19 protein-coding genes and 1 pseudogene are annotated in these 18,967 nt (G+C 36.6%); 6 read left to right on the top strand and 14 right to left on the bottom strand.

The features are described 5' to 3' along the window. Positions 1-291 precede the first annotated feature (291 nt). A complete protein-coding gene (locus AB1279_RS23110; RefSeq protein ID WP_429761150.1) occupies positions 292-2,118 on the top strand; it encodes a glucosaminidase domain-containing protein in 1,827 nt (608 codons plus the stop codon). 85 nt (positions 2,119-2,203) lie between these two features. Here the strand turns inward: AB1279_RS23110 and AB1279_RS23115 are convergent, their stop codons facing one another. From AB1279_RS23115 to AB1279_RS23145, 7 genes are all read right to left on the bottom strand, one after another. Continuing rightward, the gene (locus AB1279_RS23115) at positions 2,204-2,428 is read right to left on the bottom strand and encodes a hypothetical protein (protein WP_429752788.1); all 225 of its coding nucleotides are present in this window, start codon (positions 2,426-2,428) and stop codon (positions 2,204-2,206) included. Between the two features lies 1 nt (position 2,429). Beyond that, positions 2,430-2,753 (bottom strand): YbjQ family protein, encoded by a 324-nt coding sequence (locus tag AB1279_RS23120; RefSeq protein ID WP_429752789.1) that lies wholly within the window; start codon positions 2,751-2,753, stop codon positions 2,430-2,432. Positions 2,754-2,952: 199 nt separating this feature from the next. Beyond that, positions 2,953-3,477, bottom strand: a complete 525-nt coding sequence (locus AB1279_RS23125) for a hypothetical protein (RefSeq protein ID WP_429761151.1) — start codon at positions 3,475-3,477, stop codon at positions 2,953-2,955. Positions 3,478-3,616: 139 nt separating this feature from the next. Continuing rightward, the gene (locus AB1279_RS23130; protein WP_429761153.1) at positions 3,617-3,847 is read right to left on the bottom strand and encodes a hypothetical protein; all 231 of its coding nucleotides are present in this window, start codon (positions 3,845-3,847) and stop codon (positions 3,617-3,619) included. 170 nt (positions 3,848-4,017) lie between these two features. Next, positions 4,018-5,298 (bottom strand): C4-dicarboxylate transporter DctP, encoded by a 1,281-nt coding sequence (dctP, locus tag AB1279_RS23135; RefSeq protein ID WP_429752792.1) that lies wholly within the window; start codon positions 5,296-5,298, stop codon positions 4,018-4,020. 122 nt (positions 5,299-5,420) lie between these two features. After that, a complete protein-coding gene (locus AB1279_RS23140; protein ID WP_429761154.1) occupies positions 5,421-6,119 on the bottom strand; it encodes a response regulator in 699 nt (232 codons plus the stop codon). Continuing rightward, complete coding sequence (locus AB1279_RS23145) at positions 6,109-7,710, bottom strand: ATP-binding protein (RefSeq protein ID WP_429761156.1); 1,602 nt, start codon at positions 7,708-7,710, stop codon at positions 6,109-6,111. The genes AB1279_RS23140 and AB1279_RS23145 overlap by 11 nt, the downstream gene beginning before the upstream one ends. An 88-nt stretch (positions 7,711-7,798) precedes the next feature. Here AB1279_RS23145 and AB1279_RS23150 point away from each other — a divergent pair, with 88 nt between their 5' ends. Beyond that, positions 7,799-8,866 (top strand): TRAP transporter substrate-binding protein, encoded by a 1,068-nt coding sequence (locus AB1279_RS23150; protein ID WP_429761157.1) that lies wholly within the window; start codon positions 7,799-7,801, stop codon positions 8,864-8,866. Positions 8,867-9,237: 371 nt separating this feature from the next. After that, positions 9,238-9,744 (top strand): G/U mismatch-specific DNA glycosylase, encoded by a 507-nt coding sequence (gene mug, locus AB1279_RS23155; RefSeq protein WP_429761159.1) that lies wholly within the window; start codon positions 9,238-9,240, stop codon positions 9,742-9,744. A 100-nt stretch (positions 9,745-9,844) separates the two neighbouring features. Here mug and AB1279_RS23160 read toward each other — a convergent pair whose 3' ends face one another. The 4 genes from AB1279_RS23160 to AB1279_RS23175 form a co-directional block, all read right to left on the bottom strand. Then, positions 9,845-10,768 carry a putative protein N(5)-glutamine methyltransferase gene (locus AB1279_RS23160; protein ID WP_429761161.1) on the bottom strand — a complete coding sequence of 308 codons (924 nt, stop codon included), beginning with the start codon at positions 10,766-10,768 and terminating at the stop codon, positions 9,845-9,847. Between the two features lie 249 nt (positions 10,769-11,017). After that, complete coding sequence (locus AB1279_RS23165; RefSeq protein WP_429761163.1) at positions 11,018-11,398, bottom strand: VOC family protein; 381 nt, start codon at positions 11,396-11,398, stop codon at positions 11,018-11,020. Between the two features lie 256 nt (positions 11,399-11,654). Beyond that, the gene (locus AB1279_RS23170; RefSeq protein ID WP_429761165.1) at positions 11,655-12,020 is read right to left on the bottom strand and encodes a VOC family protein; all 366 of its coding nucleotides are present in this window, start codon (positions 12,018-12,020) and stop codon (positions 11,655-11,657) included. A gap of 434 nt (positions 12,021-12,454) precedes the next feature. Then, positions 12,455-13,636, bottom strand: a complete 1,182-nt coding sequence (locus AB1279_RS23175; RefSeq protein ID WP_429761166.1) for an FAD-dependent monooxygenase — start codon at positions 13,634-13,636, stop codon at positions 12,455-12,457. Between the two features lie 352 nt (positions 13,637-13,988). Between AB1279_RS23175 and AB1279_RS23180 the strand changes: the two genes are divergently transcribed. Together AB1279_RS23180 and AB1279_RS23185 are read left to right on the top strand one after the other, a co-directional pair. After that, entirely contained in the window at positions 13,989-15,425 is a 1,437-nt protein-coding gene (locus AB1279_RS23180) for an APC family permease (protein ID WP_429761167.1), read from the top strand. 516 nt (positions 15,426-15,941) lie between these two features. Continuing rightward, the gene (locus AB1279_RS23185) at positions 15,942-17,321 is read left to right on the top strand and encodes a catalase (RefSeq protein WP_429761169.1); all 1,380 of its coding nucleotides are present in this window, start codon (positions 15,942-15,944) and stop codon (positions 17,319-17,321) included. 78 nt (positions 17,322-17,399) lie between these two features. Here AB1279_RS23185 and AB1279_RS23190 read toward each other — a convergent pair whose 3' ends face one another. From AB1279_RS23190 to AB1279_RS23200, 3 genes and pseudogenes are all read right to left on the bottom strand, one after another. Next, entirely contained in the window at positions 17,400-17,771 is a 372-nt protein-coding gene (locus AB1279_RS23190; RefSeq protein WP_429761171.1) for an iron chaperone, read from the bottom strand. A 22-nt stretch (positions 17,772-17,793) separates the two neighbouring features. After that, positions 17,794-17,982 (bottom strand): annotated as a pseudogene (locus tag AB1279_RS23195) (iron chaperone); the annotation flags it as partial. Continuing rightward, the gene (locus tag AB1279_RS23200; RefSeq protein WP_429761172.1) at positions 17,979-18,122 is read right to left on the bottom strand and encodes an SDR family NAD(P)-dependent oxidoreductase; all 144 of its coding nucleotides are present in this window, start codon (positions 18,120-18,122) and stop codon (positions 17,979-17,981) included. The pseudogene AB1279_RS23195 and the gene AB1279_RS23200, both read right to left, overlap by 4 nt. Positions 18,123-18,391: 269 nt before the next feature. On the opposite strand from AB1279_RS23200, the gene AB1279_RS23205 reads away from it, so the two are divergent. After that, positions 18,392-18,838, top strand: coding sequence for an AraC family transcriptional regulator (locus AB1279_RS23205; RefSeq protein ID WP_429761174.1), 447 nt, complete (start codon positions 18,392-18,394; stop codon positions 18,836-18,838). Positions 18,839-18,967 lie beyond the last annotated feature (129 nt).

Here is an 18,967-nt window from a genome sequence, read left to right on the forward strand (position 1 = left end):
TCTGGGATCGTTTTTTCCCAGAAGGTTAGTTGAACCAATCAAGCTTTTACGGGATAAAAAGTTGACGTTCCAAGTCAGCTTTTTATTTTTCATATTCCTCACTTAACTACCTCACTTTTATATCTACATTTTCCTAGATATTTATTTTGACATTATCATAATATAAAATTATTTTAATATTATTCTATTAAATATCCACAATATTGCATTTGTTTTTTCCTCCTTCCTTGTTACAATAGTAGTTAGGTTAATATGAAACTAAAAAACTACTAAAAGGAGTATTAGTAAAATATGTTTAAAAAAGCTACAGCAATTATTCTAGCATCTAGTATAATTTCTATTCCTATAACAGGTTTAGCTGAAACCGCAACAACTTACAATAAGGCAACTACAACAAATGAAAATGCGACTTCTAAAACACAGACTGGATGGGTTCAACAAGATGGAAAATGGTATTACTTCAATCCAGATGGCACTGTAAAAAAAGGTTGGTTACAAAATAATAATAACTGGTATTACTTCAATTCAAGCGGAGTAATGCAAACTGGCTGGTCATTTGATGGTAGCGCTTGGTATTTTTTCAATTCTAATGGTGCTATGCAAACCGGTTGGCTTCTCGACGGGCAAAATTGGTATTTTCTAAATTCTAATGGAGCAATGAAAACAGGTTGGCTTCTTGATAATAATAATTGGTACTATCTAAATTTAAATGGAACAATGAAAACGGGTTGGTTATTAGACGGAGATAAGAAATATTATCTTGACCAAAGCGGTGTTCTAAAGAACGGTTGGCTACAAATAGATAATAAATGGTATCATTTTGACAATTCAGGTGTCCTTCAAACTGGATTTGTAACAGTGGACGGAAAAACTTATTATTTCGATAATAACGGCGTAATGAAAACGGGTTGGTTACAACAAGGAAATAACCGATATTACTTCCAAAATGACGGGGCAATGAAAACAGGTTGGCTTCTTGATAATAACAATTGGTATTACCTCAATTCTAAAGGAATAATGCAAACTGGTTGGCTGCAAATAGAAAATACATGGTACTATTTACAAAATGACGGTGTTATGCAAACTGGATGGTTTTCAGATGGTAGCGCTTGGTATTATTTAAATTCTAGTGGAGCGCTGCAAACTGGATGGTCATCCATAAATGGAAGCTGGTATTACCTGCAAAGCAACGGTGCAATGAAGACAGGATGGCTACAAGAAGGAAATACATGGTACTATTTACAGTCAAATGGTGTGATGCAAACTGGATTTGCTTCGATCAACGGAACGACGTACTACTTTGACAACAGCGGTGTTTGGATTCCTGAAAATGACATTTCTGCTACATCATACATAAATCTTGATTTAACATACGCTTCAAATGTTACTGGAGCAGAAATTGATGCAGATATTAAAAAATATCATCCAGATAGTCCATTAATTGGGCATGGAAATGACTTTGTTGCAGCTCAAGCTAAGCATGGTGTTAATGCTCTTTATTTAGCTGCACACGCTATCTTAGAGTCGGGATATGGTCAATCTGAAATTTCATATCGCAAGCATAACCTATTTGGGTTACGAGCTTACGATTCTGATCCATTTAAATATGCGAAATATTTACCAACTTTCGGTGATAGTATTTCTTATAATGCCAATTATGTAAGAGAAAAATATTTAGAAGCAAGCGGACCGTACTTCAACGGTCCAACATTACAAGGTATGAATGTAATGTATGCAACAGACCCAGAATGGTCTCCTAAAATCGCAAAAATTATGGAACGTATTAAACCTTTCAAAAAGCAAGATTATTTATATGCAAAAAAATTACCAAAGAACCCAAGTACCTTAAACGTGGACGCATTATCTAGTGATATTCCATACAAAACATATCCACAAGGAACAACAGCAACTGCCAAACTACCTGCTTTCTATTACGTTGTACCATATCCATTTGATGGGGTAATCAAAAGTCAACCTGTGACAGAAAACTATCAAGGTACATTAGCAGCGGGCACACCTGTATTTGTTTATCGTGAAGATCCAAACGGATGGATTGAATTCTCTCTTACAATGACGGGAGAGAAATATTGGGCATTAAAAACTGGATTAAATATGTAAACAAAAACAGCTCTTTTAGCTTTCGTCTAAAAGAGCTGTTTTTATGCAGTCACAGTTATTTCTATTAATTTCTTATAACAATAAACTAACATTTTTTATGAAACCTTTTTCCATTCATTTCATTATAGTATACTTCATATTTCTCTCTCGTAATTGGATCAAAATATATTTCACCTGTAAACAAATACCCACTTGGTACTTCTGTGCCATGATTATCTTGTAATCTTTTATCTTTTCTTTTAGCAATCATTAAAATAACTAAAAAAATAATTATCTGTACAGAAAAATATATGAAAATGCCTTTCCACATACTATTCAGCCATTTCTACAATAACAGCTGTACCATATGCTACAATTTCACTCATATTATGACTAAGACTGCCTGAATCAAAACGAACCATAATAATTGCATTTGCCCCCATTGCTGCAGCATTTTCAATCATACGATCTAACGCATATTTTCTTGCATCCTCAAGCATTTCTGTATACTGTGAAATCTCTCCGCCAAATAAACCTTTGAATGCAGCCATAATATCTTTTCCTAAACCTCTTGCCCGTACTGTTAACCCGAACACAGTTCCTAACGTCTTTTTTACTTCATAACCTGGCACACTTTCCGTTGTTACAACAATCATTTCGTTCAACTCCTTCAAAAAATATCATTATTATCAATAATGATAATAATATATGCAGAGAATGTCAAACATTCTATTATCCCATATCAATTTTTTTACAAAAGAACGCAAAAACCCTTACCTTGATTTCTTCAAATCTCAAGGTAAGGGTTTTACTTCCGTTACATGCAAGGCAAAATAACTTGGCTTGTAAACAAAGTTATTTCGCTCCCTGCTCTTCTTTTTTATAACGATCATAATAATTAACTGCTGTAGAAAAATGTACTTCAACATCACGAATTAACGAAGAATTTTCTTCTTTCGCTAATTGTGCTAATTTTTTCATCGCCTGTTCTGTTTCATTTAAAAAACCTACATACTCGTCGTTTTCTCTTTCTTTTGATTTTGGAACCCGAATTTCTTTACGCACACTCTCAATATCTGCTAACGTACTTTCTGTTACCTTTTGTACGTCTTCTTTAAACTTCGGAGATTTTAATGTCCCTTGAGATCCATCTTTAGCTTCTTTCCAAATATCCATAGCCTGATTTACTTCGTCATTAATTTTTTTCTCATATTGACTATGTACAGAATTATACACTTTCACATCTTCTGGATTGTCTTCTTTATGATCTATTTGTTCTACTTTTTCTTTCGTTTCTTTTTTTGCTTCTTTATTACTAGTACATCCTGTTAATAGTAATGCACTACTAAGCAGAATCGCACCCCAAGCTTTTTGTTTCATTTCAAACTACTCCTTTTATCCGCTGTATTTCTTCTATATATTATATGACAATAAGTAAAAAATTACATGTTTCCAGTATCTTTTGTATCTATGACAGTTTCTATTTCACAATATTGTCACTTTATCTACACTACTTATACTAAAAACCTATACGACTACTACCATACAACAGGATAAAACATTCTTTTTTTGAATCAACTTCTAAAACAAGTCGATCTAAAAATTGCTGTTGCAATTGATTCAGAGTATTTACTGTACTTAAAAATACAGGAATTCGAAAAGCTTGATCCATCGCTTGTTGTAATTTTGCAGAAGTATATACACCTTCGTCAGTATTTATATAAGGACTGTTCGTCGTATTTTCTTCCATCTGCATTTCTCCTTTCATTTTATTAATCAGTATATGTAATTCTAGAGAGAAGGCTTGGGAAACTTTACAAAAAACTACCCACCAATTATAGTGGGTAGTTCCTTCATGGCCTTTGGTTATTTACTTGTTACCATTTGCTTCATTACCTTTAAACCAAACGCCTCCAACTCTTATGCACTAATTTCCTTCGTCTCTTTCAATACTTTCATCCCAGAAACTGCTTCTGCATATTTCGCTTCGTCAAATTCGTTTTCACTCTTTGCGACAATTATTGTAGCAATCCCATTTCCAATTAAATTTACAATGGCCCTTCCTTCACTCATGAAGCGATCGACTCCAAGAAGTAATGCTAATCCTTCTAAAGGAATAACCTTTAATGCTGCTAACGTAGATGCTAATACAATAAATCCACTTCCTGTCACACCTGCAGCCCCTTTAGACGTTAACATAAGCACTAAAATAATTGTAACTTGCTGTCCAATTGTTAAATCGACACCAAATACTTGTGCTAAAAAGACAACTGCCATGGATAAATAAATAGACGTACCATCAAGATTGAAAGAATAACCTGTTGGAATAACAAGACCAACAACAGATTTTGAACATCCATATTGCTCCATCTTATTCATCATTCTTGGCAGTACAGATTCAGAAGAACTTGTTCCTAATACGATTAATATTTCATCCCGAATAAACTTTAAATAATTCCATAAACTAAACCCATATATCTTACAAATAATATTTAAAACAACAAAAACGAATAGGAACATCGTTATGTATACCGACATCATTAGTTTCCCAAGTGGCATAAGCGAAGCAAGTCCAAAGTAACCGATTGTATATGCCATAGCACCAAATGCTCCGATCGGTGCAGCTTTCATTACATAGCCAATAATTTTAAAGAATACGTGTGAAAGTTTGTCTAAGAAATCAATCACTGAGTTTCCTTTTTCTCCAAGAGCCGCTAGCCCTATACCAAATAAAATCGAAAAGAATAATACTTGTAAAATATCACCTTTTGCAAACGCATCAACCATATTAGAAGGAACGATATGGGTTACAAAATCAATCCAGTTAATGCCATGTCCCCCGCCTTGTGTATATTTTGATACGTCTCCTTTTGCAAGCTCATTGAAATTAAGGCCTTCCCCTGGCTTCATAATATTTACAACAATTAAACCAACAATAAGTGCAAATGTAGTCACAACCTCAAAATAAATAAGAGCTTTTCCACCGACCTTACCAACCTTTTTCATATCTCCCATTTTGGCGATACCGAGTACAATTGTTAAGAAAATAATCGGTGCAATTACCATTTTTACAGCGTTGATAAATGTATCACCTAATGGCTTCATTTGTTTACCGACACTCGGCCAAAGTAATCCAACTAACACACCAAGCACAATAGCCGTTAATACTTGAAAAGTTAAATTTTTAAAGAGTCGTTTCACCTTTCTTCCCCCTCCTCTAATTTTATAAACTTTTCTACCCCTTTGTTTCTAACATAATGATAGCGTTTACATGAGAAAGAGAGAAGCTTATGGTCATAACGAATATTTTGTTCATTTTGGTCTTAGTTTTTCGTTTCGTGAAACACATAACGGTTAATTGGTCTTCCAACTCCACCATATTGAACTGCCAAATGAATTACGCCCCTTTTTTCTAAGTAATCTAAGTAGCGTCGAGCCGTCACTCTAGCTATACCAATCGCACGAGCCACTTCTTCAGCAGAACGAGGTTCTTCTTGCTTTTTTACATACGTTACAATTTCATTTAATGTAAATTCGTTCAAACCTTTTGGCAAACTGCTCACTGTTTTCTCAGAACGCCCAGAATATAGTAATAAATCTAGTTGCTCCTGCGAAATAACTCCAGAATCTCTTAAACTTGTTCTATATTGACGGTATTTCTCTAACGCTTGCTGAATCCGATACAACTTAAAAGGCTTAATAATATAGTCTAATGCTCCATTTTGAAGCATGAGTTTAATTGTTTCCCTATCTTTAGCAGCAGACACAACAATTACATCCGTTTCTAATTCTTGCTTTCGAAATTCCTGCAGTACTTTAATACCATCCTTTTTAGGCATAAAGATATCCAAAATAACAAGATCTGGATTCATTTTTTTGACAAAACGAATCCCCTCCTCACCATCGTTTGCAACAGCTATTACTTGAAACCCTTCTACGCTTCTTATAAACTCTTTATTCACTTCCTGAACCATTGGATCATCTTCTATCAACACTACTTTAAATTCCTCTTTACATGCCATACAATTCCGCCTCCATCTCCATTGGAAAAGTAATGATAAAAGAAGTTCCTTCATCTTGAAAAGATGAAATCCTAATTTCTCCTCTTCCCTTTTCAACAATTTGTTTTACTAGAAAAAGACCATAACCTGTCCCGCTACGCTTATTCACCGTAAACCCTTTTTCATATACTCTTGGTAAATACTCTTCTTTTATTCCGCAGCCATTATCTTCAACTAATATTGCACATACGTCCTCTGACTGCTCAATACTAATATCAATTCTTTTATTCTCAATCTCAATTTGTTCAAATGATCCAAATGCATTTTCTATTAAGTTACCTAATAACACAACAAAATCGTGTTGATCTAATTGGTACGGAAAAGCTTCCAAATAACTATTTTGATCAATAAGGACCTGAATTCCGAGCTCTTTTCCTCTACTAATTTTACTTAAAAGAAGACCTGCAACGGCATCATTTTTAATTGTCTCATTTAAAAAATTTGTTACACTTTCCTGTTCTTCTGAAGTGTTATATGCAAGTTGTAATGCCTTATCCGATTTACCAAGCTGAATTAACCCTGCTATTGTATGAAGTTTATTCATATGCTCATGGCTTTGCACACGCAATGCCTCTACAAAGTTCTTCACACCAGTTAATTCCTCCGCAAGCTTTGTTACTTCAGTACGATCTTGGAAAATTGCTACAGCTCCAATTAATTCATTACCCTTCTTAATAGGGATACGATTGCTTAAAATAACCTGTCCGCTGACTTTTATCTCTTCATTGTACACTGCCTGATTTTTCTCCACGATTTCTGGAAGCCTTGTATCCTGTAACACTTTACGAATAGGCTTTCCTACAACATCTCCATCTACATGAAAAACCTGCTTTGCTTTCTCGTTGAAAACCGTAATAATTTCTTGATTATCAATTGCAATCACACCCTCATTCATTGAATGGAAGGTTGCTGTCCTTTCTTCAAGTATCCGTTTAATTTCATATGGCTCTAACTGAAACATTTGCTTTTTTATATGGTTGGCAAGCATTAACGAACCTATCAATCCAAATATTAAAGTTAGTATGACTATAAAAAGAATTTCTCCTCGTAATTCAACCATAATCCCCCAAAAGCTTGGTATTTTATTTCCCACAACAACAACACCAATTTGGTTTAAGTTTTGATCTTTAATAGGCATAAATGCACGAATTACAGTACCTATATCTCCCTTTGCTTTTGAAAAATAAATATGCTCTGCAAATGCTGGTTCTTCATCCGCTCCTCTTGAAGGTTTCCCGATCATTTCTTTCACGGGATGCGAATATCGAATTCGATCCATATTCATAACTACAATATAATCTGTTTCATTAATTATCCTGATCTTTTCAATAACAGCATTTAATGTAATCCATCCATTTGCTTCTTGAAGAGCTCTCTTTACATCTGACATTTCTGCTACCGTTCGCGCTGTATTCATAGATCTAATTCTTAATTCTTTTTCTTCTTTTTGTTGAATATTTGCGATTATAATTCCTCCGCTAATCATAAGCGAAAATATAACTACTGCATAAGAAAGAATCGTAATTTTCCAACGGATCGGTAATTTTCTCACTTTTGGTCCTCCTTCCCTCTAAAAGCATCTTTACGAATAGAAATCTTCTCGGTATGCTTACAATAACGACCTCAAGAGGAGGATTAAGATGAAAAAAGCAGCTACTTTTATACTCCTTTTCATCACTTTAATTGCAAGCGCTTTATTTATTAAATATCAAGGTTATTTTTTTCAAAATAAACTCTCATATGATGATGACCAAGAAGGACTAAAAGACCAAATCGTCTTTAAATTTAGCCATGTTGTAGCAGAAAACACACCAAAAGGACGTGCTGCCAACAAATTTGCTGAACTCGTTGATGAAAAATCAAATGGTAAAATAAAAATAGAGGTCTTCCCTAACGGAAGCTTATATTCTGATATAGAAGAATTTCATGCTTTACAATCTGGGCAAGTACAAATTATTGCCCCCTCTACATCAAAACTTGGAGCATTCTCCCCTGAATGGGGCGTACTTGATTTGCCATTTGCTTTTTCAAGTTATGAAGCCTTACAGGAAGGCTTAAACGGAAAAATTGGGGATCAATTACTTCAATCCTTACAAAAAGATGGAATAAAAGGGCTTGCCCACTGGTCCAACGGCTTTAAACAAATCACTTCAAATAAAGGACCCATTTATACACCCGAAGATATAAAAGGACAATCTTTTCGCATTATGCAAAGTGATGTAATCAAATCCCAATTTGATTTATTAAAAGTCCACACATATCCTGATTCATTTAACTCTACATATCAATTAATTGAATCAGGAAAAGTTGACGGTGAAGAAAATACTATTTCAAATATCTACTCTAAAAAATTCTATAACGTTCAAAACTATTTGACAATTACTAACCATGGGTATTTAGGATATGTTGTCATGATGGATCAAAAAACCTGGGACAAACAAACGAAAAAAACAAAGCAAATATTAATGGAAGCAATGGAAGAAACAACTGCTTGGAATAATCAACAATCCATTCAAATGAACAAAGAACAGCTTGAACTCATTAAACAAAACTCATCAATTCAAATTCATGAATTAAACGACGAACAACGAAAAGAGTGGGAAAAGACACTATCACCTATATACGACAAACTTGCTCCTGCGATTGGAGAGAATTTGGTGAAAGAATTGAAAGAATTACAACGGAAATACGACACACAAGTTCCATAATAGCAAAACACATACACATTCAAGGGTAGATGCAAAAAGAGGCTGGGACATAAATCAAAGAAAAATCTGGTTTATGCTCAGCCTTTTTAAAAATATTTCAATGTCTTTGTTTAAATTTAAGAATTCACGTCTGATATGTCTAGCTTGAATCTATCTCTAAGAACAAGAATGATAAAAACACTTTTTCAGCCTATAACTTTTTTAACAGCCAGAAGTATCATGAACTCTGTCCATTTTTAATTCACTTAAACTTCCCCCTTACATCTTCCTATAGGAAATTTAATCCAACACATTAAGAAGAAACTAAAAAGGTTGTGGTAAAATAAAAAAACTTTATCAGTTTGTATTCCAAATAAGGAGGCAATTTAATCTTGAACCCAGTTAATGATCATATTAAAAAAGGTTTAAAAATTTTGTTTGTCGGCTTTAATCCAAGTATTCGTTCAAGTGAAACAGGGTATCACTTCGCCAATCCTAATAATCGTTTTTGGAGAATTCTCCATGAAGCGGGACTAACACCGAGAAAATATGATGCTTCGGAAGACTATAAATTATTGGATTTGGATATGGGTATTACAAACATAGTAGCAAGACCAACTAAGGCAGCAGATGAGATTACCAAGGAAGAGTATAAAGAAGGAAAAGAAATTTTAAAACAGAAAATTACACAGTTAAAGCCTGAAGTAGTCTGTTTTGTTGGGAAAGGCGTTTATCAAGAATATAGCGGTCGAAAGGTAGCACCATGGGGACAACAGCCTGAGCCAGTCATACCTGGAACAATCGATTTTGTTGCCCCCTCCTCAAGTGGATTAGTAAGAATGAGGCTTGAAGAAATTGTGAAGATCTATAAGCAGCTGGCTCAATTAGTATGCAAGTAAGACATCGGTAGGTATTTAGTAGCGTCGTTTTTTTTGCATTGAACTACCCCCACCTATCTTCTTTGTTTTTCTCTAAATCTTGAGGTGGGGGTCTTACTGCTCACAAATAGCGGGATAAACAGGCAGGCCTAGTTCCGATGACAACGGTGGCATCTAGTTCATTAGAACAGGCCACCTGCGGTATCAGCCCATTACGAGCGAAGATCTCGACAGTTTGCTTTGTCTGCCGTTCACTAGTCTCGACCAGCAAATGGCCGCCAGGTGCCAGCCAATCTGGCGCCGCAGCCGCCACCCGTCGCTGGACATCAAGCCCGTCCACACCTCCGTCCAGTGCCACACGCGCCTCATGTATGCGAGCCTCTGAGGGGAGCATCCTAATCACCTCAGTAGGTACGTAAGGTACGTTGGCGACCAGAACATCGACGCGGCCCCGCAGTGTGGCAGGCAACGGCTCATAGAGGTCACCTTCATACACCTGACCTCCGGTGGCAGCGACGTTTCGTAAGGCGCATCGCACCGCGGCTGGGTCGATGTCTGAGGCATATAACTCAATCCGTTCCTGCGCTGCCGCCAGCGCGGCGCCCAACGCGCCCGAGCCGCAGCACAAGTCAACCACGACAGCTCCTGGCCGTGTGAGGGCGGCAGCCTGCCGGACAAGAAACTCTGTGCGGCGGCGAGGTACGAAAACGCCCGGGTCCACCGCTATCCGCAGACCGCAAAACTCCGTCCAGCCGATGACGTGTTCGAGGGGAAAACCAGCTACTCGCCGGTCTACCATGGCAGCGAGATCCTCCGGCGTCCTGGCTGCAGAAATGAGCAACCGGGCTTCATCTTCTGCGAAAACACAACCAGCGGCGCGCAGTTTAGTAACGATGGCTGTACAGATGGTATCATTCACAAATGATCCTACCTCGGCATGGGATGTTACATCTTCACTTTTTGAATTTCCATCCTTAATTGTTAACTTACTTTCATCAACACTATTGACTCTCCCAAAGTTCAAAAATACTTTCCTTGATTCCATCAATTCCCCTCATTCCCCTCTTCATAATCTGTCCGTCAGTTTAATAAATTAAATTGCAGTTCAGTCTAATTGGAGCTGAAATTTTTCTTATTACCCTTTACAAAAAAACACACCCAAAGAGATATCATTATGAGATCTCTTTGGGTGTGTTTTAAATGACTTCATTTTATATTAAATAACTTTATTGTCACTCAACATGAAAACGACTAAAATTCGTTTTCATATTTGTTTCTCCTATAATTTTGTGATTTACTTCTTTTCCATGACTGCAAAATAATTGTTTTCATTATCAGCAAAATTAAATACTCTACCAGAAGGCATACTTACCATTTCTCCGACTGTAATTTTTTTATCCGAAAAGTCTTTATATAACTTATCAAGATCTTCCGTAAAAAACATCATCGAAGGTGTACCAAGATTTAATTCAGGCTGCATTTTAGCAATTAATTCTTTATCATGAAGAACGATACTCGTCCCCGCTTCCTTTGTTGGAGAAACTTCAATCCATCTAAATCCTTGGCCGTTATCTTCTTCAGAAACGACACTAAACCCTACTTTTTCTGTCCAAAATTGCACTGCCTCATCTTGGTTACTTACATATAACATAATTTGACCGACTTTATTAATCATTTACTTCCCTCCCTTTCTTCTCGTTTAGTTAATATTAACTTTTTTCGTTTAAGCATTCCATTATACTTTGGTATTCATATCATATAATCGCCTAATGATGATATCAAATATAAAGCCTAAACAATTTTTCATGGTTCCATTTATAACATTACTTGAAAATGAACGAATAAAGTTAAGTCACTACAATTGTTTGTTTTAGAAATCCGCCCTGTTAGAGTAAATTTAAAATAATGTTTAATCAAAAATACCTAACTTTTTATGCTTCAGTATTAGCTTCAGACACTCCAAAAAGAAGTCCTTGATTATCTAAACAATAAGCAAAGTAACCCATATTAGGAATAGCTGTTTTAGGTACAACTACTTGTCCACCATTTTCAGTAACTTTTTTTATGTATTCATCAACTGAAGGTACTTCAATAGAATTAGTAGTTCTGGGAACACCGTCAGGGGACTTCATCAATCCACCATCGATACCAGGTTTACCGCTCTCACCCGTAATAATAAACCAATAGTCTTGTGGTCCAGGCATCTTTTCAAACTTCCAACCAAAACTATTTGTATAAAATTCTATTGCTTCTTCAGGGTTGGGAACTTGAAATTCAAACCTTAAAACTTTACTCATTTTCATACCTCCTTTTGTTTTACAAAATAATTATACAAGAACGTATGTTCTAATGCAATTTCAATTAGAATTACTTTCAAAGTATTTCAAGTTTTAATGCGCTGCACAATCTCTTATTCCAGAGACTAGCCCTTTAACGGAACAATTCTATCATCAATCAACAATTCCTTAACTCATCTTTTAATTCAGATGTTCTTTTCAATGTAAAAAGCCCCCTTTAGATAAACCATATCCAAAGGGGCAAACGATACCACTTTTTTATAAACATCGCGACTTTATGTAAATGTTACCTTAAAATAAAGTTTGTTCAAAATACGTTCTTTTATAAAAAAGTTTGATTATTTTTGTAATCCTTCCCCCCATTAAAACGCTCGATTGTGGAAAGCAACAATATTATTAAAGGTGCTCTGAAACTTCCCTCTTAAATATCTATATTAATAATCTTTCAGTTCAATCTCATTGGAAGCTTTCACTATCATTTTCGTAATCAGCTTAAACATTGCACTCATAAGGATGGGTATACGTAACATTAAATTACGAAGCAAGATTTTGGATTTTGAGCTTTCGATCATGCCTCCAGCAGCTGTTAGCCCTATTTTTTGATTTTTCTCAACAAAATTTCTCATCTCTTTTTCATAGGCAACAAAGGCGCAGTCATAATTGCCATGCGCAGCTTTCAGTTCGCCAGCTAGTACATAAGCTCCGACAAGTGCGAGACTAGAGCCTTGACCCGAAAGTGGTGATGGGCCATACGCCGCATCACCTACCAATGTAATCCGCCCCTTTGACCATGTCGGCATATGAATCTGGCAAATCTCATCAAAGTAAAAATCTGTCGCCTCTTTCATAGCTTTGAGTAGATGCGGAGTTTCCCAACCCGTATCATCTTGGAAAGCTTTGTCTACAAGTTTCTTTTGGGCTTCCACATCATAGCGATCGTACTTCAGTGCCTCTGATTTGAACACGAACATACCCTTTGCTTCAGTATTATCACAGGCACTCATACCTACAGTTTTACCTGGCATCGTATAAATCAGCTGGCGGTGGTCGAGGTTAAGGTAATTCTCGAGGGTAAAAATCGAGATATAACAGCCAAGGGTATGTTTGAATTGTTCTCTGTCACCAAAAATTAAGGTGCGCACATTGGAATGGAGCCCGTCCGCACCGATGACTAGATCGAATGTCTGTGGCTCTCTACGAATAAATTGGACTTCTGCACCTGCTTCAGTCTCATGTATAGCAGTAATCGAATCGTCCCAAATATATTCGACCGTATCCTTTGTCAAGTCGTACAAAATATCACTAAGGTCCTCACGCATAATTTCGATATCCAGCCCCTGCTGATTCCCCATACTCGCTTCGCTTATTTTACCTTCGATTTTGCCTTTGCTATTCACGAAGTAAACACCAGTCATGTGCGTGTCAGCTGCACGAACTTGATCGAGTATCCCCATCTGCTTAAGCACCGTAATGGCTACACCACGAATATCAACACCATATCCACCTGGGCGTAATGCGGGCGCACGTTCTACTATAGTCACGTCGAAGCCGTAGCGGTGAAGCCAGTAAGCTAATGCCGGCCCAGCAATGCTCGCACCGGAAATAAGGACGTGCATCGTTTGTTCACTCCTATCCTAATTAAAGTCATACAACATATCCACAGTATATTCGCGGCCTATTTTATTTATGTAACGCGGGAAAATAATAGAAATCTAATTATTTAACAAAACGACGGAATATGAAATTTTGAATAAACTATTCAAAATTTCATAATGGGACAACATTTTAAACAATGAAGAACTTACAAAATTCAAGCATGACGCGAACTGTATAATTGGTATGGTACTTGCAATAGAGGAGAGTGAATGAAGTCGCCTGAAAAAAGACTGAATTTTCAGTCTAAAAAGAAAGGAGAGAAACAAGCTAGGAGCGTATACAACGTACAGGAAAATCGGAAGGAGGCTTTTTATGCAAACAAAAATCAAACAGGAAACGAGTAACGTGCAGCAATATCACTACAAGCAAGAATTAAAGAGGTCTTTAAAGTTTTTTAGCTCTTTTGCAGTCGCGTTTTCATTTATGTCCATCACAACGGGCATTTTCACAAATTTTGGGTTTGTTTTAAACAATGCGGGGCCCGCAGGTATTTGGACATGGCCAATCGTATTAGCAGGTCACTTGCTTGTCGCTCTTGTTATTGCAGAATTGGCAGGAAGAATGCCACTCAGCGGTTACTCGTACCAATGGGTGACGCGGCTGGCAAATCAAGGATTAGGGTGGTTTTCCGGCTGGCTCGGATTTTGCTTTTTTGTCATTGTCATTCCTGCCGTCGATTTCGGCCTGTCTCCACTCATTGCTGATGCATTCGGCTGGAATATCGGAGGAAAAACCCTTTTGTATATTACACTCGCAACCCTACTACTACAGGCTGTCCTCAACATTTTTGGCGTAAAACTGGCTTCTCGTCTCAATGACATTGCAGTATATACCGAGGTGATCGGTCTGGTGGGCATTCTTGTTATTCTCGCTGTTGTTGCGCTATTCACAACTCCGAATTGGGATATGCTAACAAATATTGGCGAGCAGAAAAGCGGCACGTACCTTGGCAGCTTTGTGATTGCTATGCTAATGGGATCGTGGACCATGGTCGGCTTTGAAGCCGCGGCGAACCTTTCGGAAGAAACAATTGATGCGAGTAAAAATGTACCACGTGCTGTATTTTTCGCGTTACTGATTGGTGGTATCATTGGGTTTGCTTTTCTTTTTACTGTTACAATTTCCATTACGGATTTAACCGGTGTGACAGCTTCTGCCAACCCACTTCCGCTAATTATTAAAACAAAGCTTGGCCAATTCATTGGCACTTTGTTTATGCTTCTTGTCATCATTTCCATTTTTGCATGCGGATTAATCGGAATGGCTTCCGCTTCCCGGATTATTTATGCGATGGCGCGGGACGATGTATTTTTTGCTTCACGTTCTTTTAAAAAGGTAAACCCAGGAACATCCGTACCGGTAAATGCGATTTTGCTTGTATTAGTTCTCGATATTATAGCGATCCTATTCTCTGATTCTTTAACTTTACTAGTCGGATCAACATCAGTTGTTCTTACCGCTTTATACTTCATAACAGTTTTGGCTTACTATTTGCGTAGAAAAGATTTGCCTGATGCGGAGACGTTCAATTTAGGGAAATGGAGAGCACCTGTCACGTATGGCGCTTTAATATGGCTCGTGTTCGAAATGGGGGTATTGACTATCCCTGATATGTTTCATGGAGTGGCAATTGTAGGCGGAACACTATTTGCAACGGGGGCCCTTGTATATTTTGTGTTGTTCCGAAGCAAGATTAAAGCAGGAAAAATCGGGATTCAAAATACAAGCATTGATGAAGGACACTCGTGAGCAATCCCATGAAGTGAACCCTGAAAATGGACAAACATCAAAACACTGAAATTACCTGTTCGCTATATTCTTTCGTGGACAGGTAATTTCATTTTTCTTGAACTCGTACACAATTAATTGTAGTAATTAAATGTTTACCCCAGATTTAAGTGTCGGTTTTATAAAAAAGTTTGATCATTTCTTATAAATACTTTTTTATTAGCCTTTTGATACTCTTTTATCACACAAAAATAAGCTTCTATTTAAAGAAGCTTTCCCTTCTTCATATTCATCTTCATCCTTTCATAATTCTACCTGTGCAAAAAGCTCCACTGCATAGGGGTTTTCTTTAACTAGCGGTCCGTTCACACATCGGTTCAAATTCACTTTATATTACAATTCCCTGAAAAATGCTACTAACTTTAAGAAACTATATTTCTAATGAATGTTGAAAATAAAAGCAGAAGATACATATTCAAGCCTTAAAAATCATATTTAGTAACGATTGATGGAAATTAAATTTTGGGGGCTATAATAATGAATGAAAAACATCATAAACAGAGGCAAACCTTATCTGAGGAAAGCAATTATGAGAATCGAAGCCTCTCCAATGAGCAAGCTAAACTTCATTCCCAGACAATTGGCTCTGGGGGACCTGTACTGGAACAAGATGGTGTCCTACACGAAACCTTACAAGAATTTATTCATGAAAAGATTTTAGAAAGACCTGTTCATGCAAAAGGATTTGGTGCATTTGGTTATTTTCAAACGATATATTCGATGTCGGAACATACAAAACTGAGCTTTTTACAAAACCCTAATCAGAAAGTTCCTGTTATGGTTCGCTTTTCGTTAGCTGTCGGTACGAAAGGAACACCTGATACATCTAGAAATGTACGTGGTTTTGCTACAAAGTTTTATACAGAAGAAGGCGCTTTTGACCTTTTATGTAATCACATTCCTGTCTTTTCTGTTCGTGATGCGATACGATTTCCGGAATTTATTAAAGCATTCTCACCTTCACCAAAAAATAATTTAATTGATCCTGATAGGTCTTGGAGCTTTGTAGCAAGAGCTCCTGAATCGATTCATTTTGTTATACGTTTATACTCTGATGCTGGTACGGTAAAAAGTCTTCGCCGCATTCCAGGACATAGTGTAAATACATATGTTTGGAGAAACGCTCAAGGTATTAGAAAGTACGTTAAATACCATTGGTACCCATTTGAAGGTGTACAATACATTGATCGCGAAGAAGCAAATAGATTAGCCGCTGAAAACCCTGATTACACTGGCAAAGATTTATACGATGCGATTGCGGGTGGTAAACCGGTGGTATATGGCTTATATGTCCAGCTCATGGATCCAAAGGATGAAGCAAATCTCTCTTATGATCCTTTAGACGCTACAAAAGTATGGGATGAAAAAGAGTATCTCCTAATACCAGTAGGCAAAATGATATTAAATAAAAATCCTGATAATTATATGGAACAAGTAGAAAAAGTCGCCTTCTCCGTTTCTAATTTACTAGACGGCGCAGAATTATCTGATGATAAAATACTGCAGGGCCGTGCCAATATTTATAGTGATTCTCAAAGAAGAAGAATTGGAGCTGAATTTCGTAAATTACCGATTAACCAACAGCAAAATTGGACGCCAGCTAATCAAATTACAAGTGGTGATGGAAGATACGTTGAAGGCAAACTAGAAAGAACTTCTATAACAAAGCAAGACGACTTTGGGCAGGCTGGTGAATTCTATACGAGGTTAACCCAAATAGAAAAAGAACATCTTGTCGAAAATTTAGCTAGTGATTTGAAGGTTATATCTGATGATATTAGAAAGAAAGTTATGGAGTATTTCAATAAAGTATCATCTGACTTAGCAAAGAGAATTGAGACTGAAATGAAAAAGTGATAAGAAGATTAAAAAACGTCATTTTTACGATTAAAATGACGTTTTTTTATCATGCGTTTTTTGATAAGGCGTGATGTATTATTTCCGCCAAAAATTCATATATTCTGCTTTGTCCTGAATATTAAATTCAATCATTTTCTCAAGCAATTCGTAATTTACCGGCTCACTCCACGGAATTCGAAACAAGCCTTTTGTAGTGCTGTAGCCAGCTTGGGCAATGTCATCAGCAAAATGCGCAATGCCTACTTCTTCGGGTGAAATACTCAAATGATGCTTCGTTGTGGAAAAGCCGATGATAAATGTGCCGTGATCGGTAAACATTGGCGTATTCCACTTGATTTGCGGTTCCAAATTTGGGAATTTATTAGCAACCCACTCCAAAATTCCCTCTGTTCGGCCCTGGTGGTCGGGGTTATCGATACCCGCTAAATATTTCGCAAAAACTTCCATTTCTTCCTCCTTCGGTATTATGCTATTGCCGCCAAAAATTCGAATTCTCAGCCTTGTCCTTGATATTCAATTCAATTATCTTCTCTAGCAATTCGTAATTAACTGGTTCAGTCCATTGAATTCAGAACAAGCGTGAAGAAGCGCTGTAGCCAGCCAGGGCGATTTCATCGGCAAAATGCACCATTGTCTCTTCTTCGGGTACAATTTTCAATCATTTAAGGAATGCTCATTAATATCGCATGCAATTACTGAAGCACCTTCACTTAAGCACTGTTTAACAATTTCTTTTCCAGTTCCAGAAGCTGCACCTGTTATTATTTTTTTCTCCGTTCCAATTCTATATATCCTCAAATACTACTATGAAACCAATTGTAACATGATCCTAACCCCTTTACTTTTTAAATTAACGCGCCCTAAACATAAAGAAAGATCACACAATGCTTATTGAAGAATTGCGCCCTTTAATTGAATAACAGAGGAGTTTCTATTAGCTAGTTTAGTTGAAAAAGGAAAATCACTATTTGGAAAAATTTTAAAAAATAAAATGTATATATTTTTAAAGCGTGTTACATTACGAAATGTAACAAACAAATATAAATAAAGAAAGGAAGAAAGAAACTATGAAATTTAAAGTCGAAACACTTCCAAACTATCGCATCGCTTATGTACGACGAGTTGGTCCATATGGTCCTGCAAATATTGATGTAATGGGGAAGTTAAAAGAATGGGCTAAGGAGAAGAATCTTCTTAAATCTGCAATTCTACTTGCAATTCCACAAGATAACCCTGAAACAACACTTCCTGAAAACTGCAGGTTTGATGCTTGTATTGTGATTTCAAAAGATTATCAAATCGATGATTCAATTTGTGAAAGTGAACTTTCTGGTGGAAAACACCTTATTTTCGAGGTCAAGCATACAGCAGAAGATATTCAAAAAGCGTATGTTGATATTTTTCCAGCTCTACAAAGCAATGGATATCAAATTGATAACAAGCCCATTTTGGAAAGGTACACTGGTGATACGATTAACAATCCTTATTGCGAAATATGTGTGCCTGTAGTTTGATTAGCTTTTTTACTTGTTTCATACTTCATCATTAACAAAAGGTAGAAATAAAAAGAGAAGAACAAGTTGCTTATCTTCTTGTTCTTCTTTCATTAACCCACCTATCGTTAAAGTATAACCCTTCATAAT

This window comes from Bacillus sp. S14(2024) (assembly GCF_050473785.1).
GTDB lineage: Bacteria > Bacillota > Bacilli > Bacillales > Bacillaceae_G > Bacillus_A > Bacillus_A yunxiaonensis.